The organism is Lutibacter sp., assembly GCF_040883305.1.
In the GTDB taxonomy this organism is placed as follows: Bacteria; Bacteroidota; Bacteroidia; order Flavobacteriales; family Flavobacteriaceae; genus Lutibacter.
In genome coordinates this window covers 1-3,915 of record NZ_JBFLKT010000308.1, presented here as the reverse complement: position 1 = coordinate 3,915, position 3,915 = coordinate 1, and the positions used below count along the sequence as shown (strand labels likewise).

Annotated in this window: 5 protein-coding genes; 1 reads left to right on the top strand and 4 read right to left on the bottom strand. The window is 28.0% G+C overall.

The annotated features are described in order from the left end of the window. The 4 genes from AB1Z17_RS09860 to AB1Z17_RS09845 all read right to left on the bottom strand — a co-directional run. On the bottom strand, nucleotides 1–193 hold a 193-nt coding region (locus tag AB1Z17_RS09860), incomplete at its 3' end, for a flavodoxin domain-containing protein (protein ID WP_368051634.1). 239 nt (nucleotides 194–432) lie between these two features. Beyond that, entirely contained in the window at nucleotides 433–624 is a 192-nt protein-coding gene (locus AB1Z17_RS09855) for a cold-shock protein (protein WP_368051633.1), read from the bottom strand. 97 nt (nucleotides 625–721) lie between these two features. Continuing rightward, on the bottom strand, nucleotides 722–1,717 hold the full coding sequence (locus AB1Z17_RS09850) for an NAD(P)H-dependent glycerol-3-phosphate dehydrogenase (protein WP_368051632.1): 996 nt from the start codon (nucleotides 1,715–1,717) through the stop codon (nucleotides 722–724). A gap of 51 nt (nucleotides 1,718–1,768) precedes the next feature. Further along, nucleotides 1,769–2,638, bottom strand: a complete 870-nt coding sequence (locus AB1Z17_RS09845; protein ID WP_368051631.1) for a fructosamine kinase family protein — start codon at nucleotides 2,636–2,638, stop codon at nucleotides 1,769–1,771. Between the two features lie 98 nt (nucleotides 2,639–2,736). Here AB1Z17_RS09845 and AB1Z17_RS09840 point away from each other — a divergent pair. Further along, nucleotides 2,737–3,915, top strand: a 1,179-nt coding sequence (locus AB1Z17_RS09840) for a lipopolysaccharide biosynthesis protein (protein WP_368051630.1), incomplete at its 3' end; no start/stop codon positions are given.

Here is a 3,915-nt window from a genome sequence, read left to right as displayed (position 1 = left end):
TATCATGAACTCCATACCTTATACTTGATGCAATCACCAATTTATCAAAATCTGAAATATTGTTTGTAAAAGTATCAATTGTAAATAATTGAACATCTACATTTTTCTCCTTTAAGGTTTTTACAATTTCATTACAAATTTTTGTTGTTTGTCCGTCAACTGTTGCATATATAATTCCAATTCGTTCACTCATAACATATATATTATTAAAGTATCAAAATTACCTAAAAAACAGGTCTGTTCTTATGACATTTATCAATTAGCTGAGGCTGGCTAAAACCTGCACATTTACAAAAAGTTGTTACACAAATATATAGAAGTGTTATTCTAAAATTTAAGGGAGTAGTATAAAGGCTATTATTTTGATTTTAATCAAAAAAACCCATTCAATTAGAATGGGTTTTTACGTTTTTAAAAAGATTCTTTTAATGCTTATAAAACTTTTACATTAACTGCATTTAAACCTTTTTTACCTTCTTTAAGTTCAAATTCTACCTCATCACCTTCTCTGATTTCATCAATCAATCCAGAAATGTGCACAAAATAATCTGTGTTAGAACCTGCCTCTGTTACAAATCCAAAACCTTTAGATTCGTTAAAAAATTTTACTGTACCTTTTTTCATTGTTAAAAAATAAATTAAAGTGCTAAGTTACTAATATTTTGTAATTTCTAATACTATTTTAAAAAAATATTTGAAATAATATAATAGTAACTTACTGTTAATCTATAAGTTCCGTTAAATTTTTAAATACTGTTTTTGGGTTTTTATTTTCGTACAAAATTTGAAAAACAGCATCAATAATTGGTGTTTTTGTGTTGTTTTTTTCATTCATTAAATAGGCGCTTTTTGTGGCATAATATCCTTCTGCAACCATACTCATTTCCATCATAGCGCTTTTTACAGTATAGCCTTTACCAATCATATTTCCAAACATTCTATTTCTACTAAAAACAGAATAGCCCGTAACTAACAAATCGCCTAAATATGCCGAATTATTGATATTCCGTTTCATTTTATGAACTTTTTTAATAAATCGCTTTATTTCCCGAATTGAATTCGACATTAAAACTGCCTGAAAATTATCTCCATAACCTAAACCATGGGCTATACCTGCTGCTATTGCATAAATATTTTTAAGCATTGCAGCATATTCCGTTCCAATAATGTCGTCTGAAATTTTGGTTTTTATATAATGACTAGAAATAAATTTACTTACAAGTTTTGCTTTTTCTTCATCTTTACAAGCAATTGTTAAATACGATAAACGTTCCATTGCAACCTCTTCGGCGTGACAAGGGCCGGTAATTACTCCAATATTTTCAATTGGAACATTTAATATTTTATTAAAATGTTCTCCTACAATTAAACCACTTTCCGGAATAATTCCTTTAATTGCTGAAAACACAATTTTTGAAGTATAATCTTCGGTTATTTTGTCCAATTCTGCTTTTACAAATGCCGATGGAATTGCAAAAATTAAAATATCTGCATATTTTACCATCTCATTAATATCACTTGATAAAAATAATTGGTTTACATTAAAAGTTGCAGAACTTATATAATTTGGATTGTGATCGTTTTCTTTTATATAATCTATGGCGCTCTGACTTCTCATATACCAGCCAACTTGCTCTAAATTTTCACACAGCATTTTCACAATGGCTGTTGCCCAACTTCCACCTCCAAAAACTGCTATTTTAGGGTTTGTATTCATTTTATAAGATTTTTGTGTATCAAAAGTAAAGAAACTAAATCAATTGCAGACTTAAAACTGCGAAACTATAGTTCTTATAGATTGTAAATATGATTTTCCAAATAAGTTTAAATGTATTAATAATGGATATAAATTGTAAAGATCTTTTCTGTTATTGAATCCTTTTTCTAAAGGATAAACTTCGTTGTATGTTGTGTGAAACAATTTTGAAAATCCACCAAACAATAAACTCATTGCCAAGTCAACTTCTCTATATCCATAATACACAGCCGGGTCTATAAAAACAGCTTTATTATTTGCGGTAGCAATAAAATTTCCACTCCATAAATCGCCGTGAATTGCACTGGGTTTTTCGTTTGGAAATATGGAAGGCAGTTGTTTGTATAAACTTTCAAATAACTGTACTTCTTTTGTTTGAAGTAATCCTGAATCAAAAGCTAATTTTACTTGTGGTTTTAATCTGTTTTCAATAAAAAAAGGAGTGAAATCATTAAAGAAAGTGTTTTTTTGATGTAATTCCCCCATAAAATTATGATGATTCAATCCGAATTTTAAAGCCTTATTTTGATGTAAATTTGCTAATTGAATGGCGAAATTCTCCCAAAAATGAGTTGTTTCAAGGCTCGATTCAATCCAACTTAACACTAAATAAATTTTGTTGCTATAAGTTCCTTCAATAATTATTTTAGGAGTAATTGCTCCGTTTGCTTTTAAAAATTGCAACCCTAAAACTTCTTCTTTAAAACCATTTTCAAAAACAGCCTTATTGTTAATTTTTACAAAATAGTTATAGTTTTTAGCAGAAATTTTATACGTGATATTTATAGAACCACCTCCAACAGGTTGCCACTCAAAATTTAAATTTTTTGATAATTGAGAACTAAGTTGTTTTTCTATATGTTGTTGAAGTAGAAAATCCATTATTTTAAAAATACATCAACTATTTGAAACTTAAAAATAATTTTATTGAAATGAAGTGATACTTTTGTACTTTTATGTTTTTACTTTAAAAACCAAATTTGAACGCACTTAAACGATTTTTTAAGGACACCATTATTTACGGAATTGCTGCAGTTTTACCTCGGGTTATAAATTTTTTGCTCGTTAAAGTACATACCGATGCTTTGCCCAAAACTAATTATGCAGAAAATACCAATTTTTATATTTGGGCGGCACTTTTTTCTGTACTTCTAACTTTTGGTTTTGAAACGGCCTTTTTCAGATTTTATAAATCAGAAAAAAAGAAAGATTCCTTAATTTCAACTGCATTTATTACCGTTTTTATTTCTGCATTAATTTTTGTGACAGTTGCTTTTAGTTTCTCCGATTTCTTTATAAACCTATTCGATTTTGGAGAAAATCCGCTTCAGTTAAAATTATTTATTGGTATTATGGCTTTGGATACTTTAGCGGTAATTCCATTTGCATTTTTAAGAGCTGCAAATAGACCAATTAAATATGCAATTATTAAATTAATTAATGTTGGGATTATTGTATGCATTAACCTGATTTTCTTAAAATTTATACCTGAATTTTTGAAGGAAGGTAAATCAATACCTCAACTTTTAGAAAATACTTTTAACAATACACATATTGTAAACTTTATATTTTTTGCTAATATTATTGGAAGCGCCATTTCATTTTTACTTTTATTACCTAATTTATTAAAGTTTAAGTTGACTTTTGATGTATTATTATTTAAAAAAATGATTTCCTATAGTTGGCCTATTGCCGTTGCAGGTGTGGCGTATGTGATTAATGAAAATTTGGATAAATACCTTATAAAACAGATGATTGGAGATGCTGAAATGGGAGTTTATGCCGCTTGTTACAAATTAGCTATTTTTATGAATTTATACATAATGGCATTTCGTTTAGGAGCGGAACCCTTCTTTTTCAATCATTCTGATAAAAAAAATGCAAAAGAAACATATGCCAAAATTCTGAATTATTTCATAATTGTTGGGTCGTTGGTTTTTGTTGGAATTGTAGTTTTTATCGACATTCTTAAAAGACCTTTTATTAACGAAAATTACTGGGAAGCTATCATAATTGTTCCAGTAGTATTGTTAGCTAATCTATTTTTAGGTGTGTATCATAATTTAGCAATTTGGTATAAATTAACCGATAAAACACGTTATGCCATGTTGTTTTCAATATCTGGAGCTTTAATTACAATAATACTTAATTTAGTTTTA

Excerpts from the sequence above, each read along its gene's own strand:
- AB1Z17_RS09855 (WP_368051633.1), bottom strand. The coding sequence starts at position 624 with ATGAAAAAAGGTACAGTAAAATTTTTTAACGAATCTAAAGGTTTTGGA.
- AB1Z17_RS09850 (WP_368051632.1), bottom strand. The coding sequence starts at position 1,717 with ATGAATACAAACCCTAAAATAGCAGTTTTTGGAGGTGGAAGTTGGGCA.
- AB1Z17_RS09845 (WP_368051631.1), bottom strand. The coding sequence starts at position 2,638 with ATGGATTTTCTACTTCAACAACATATAGAAAAACAACTTAGTTCTCAA.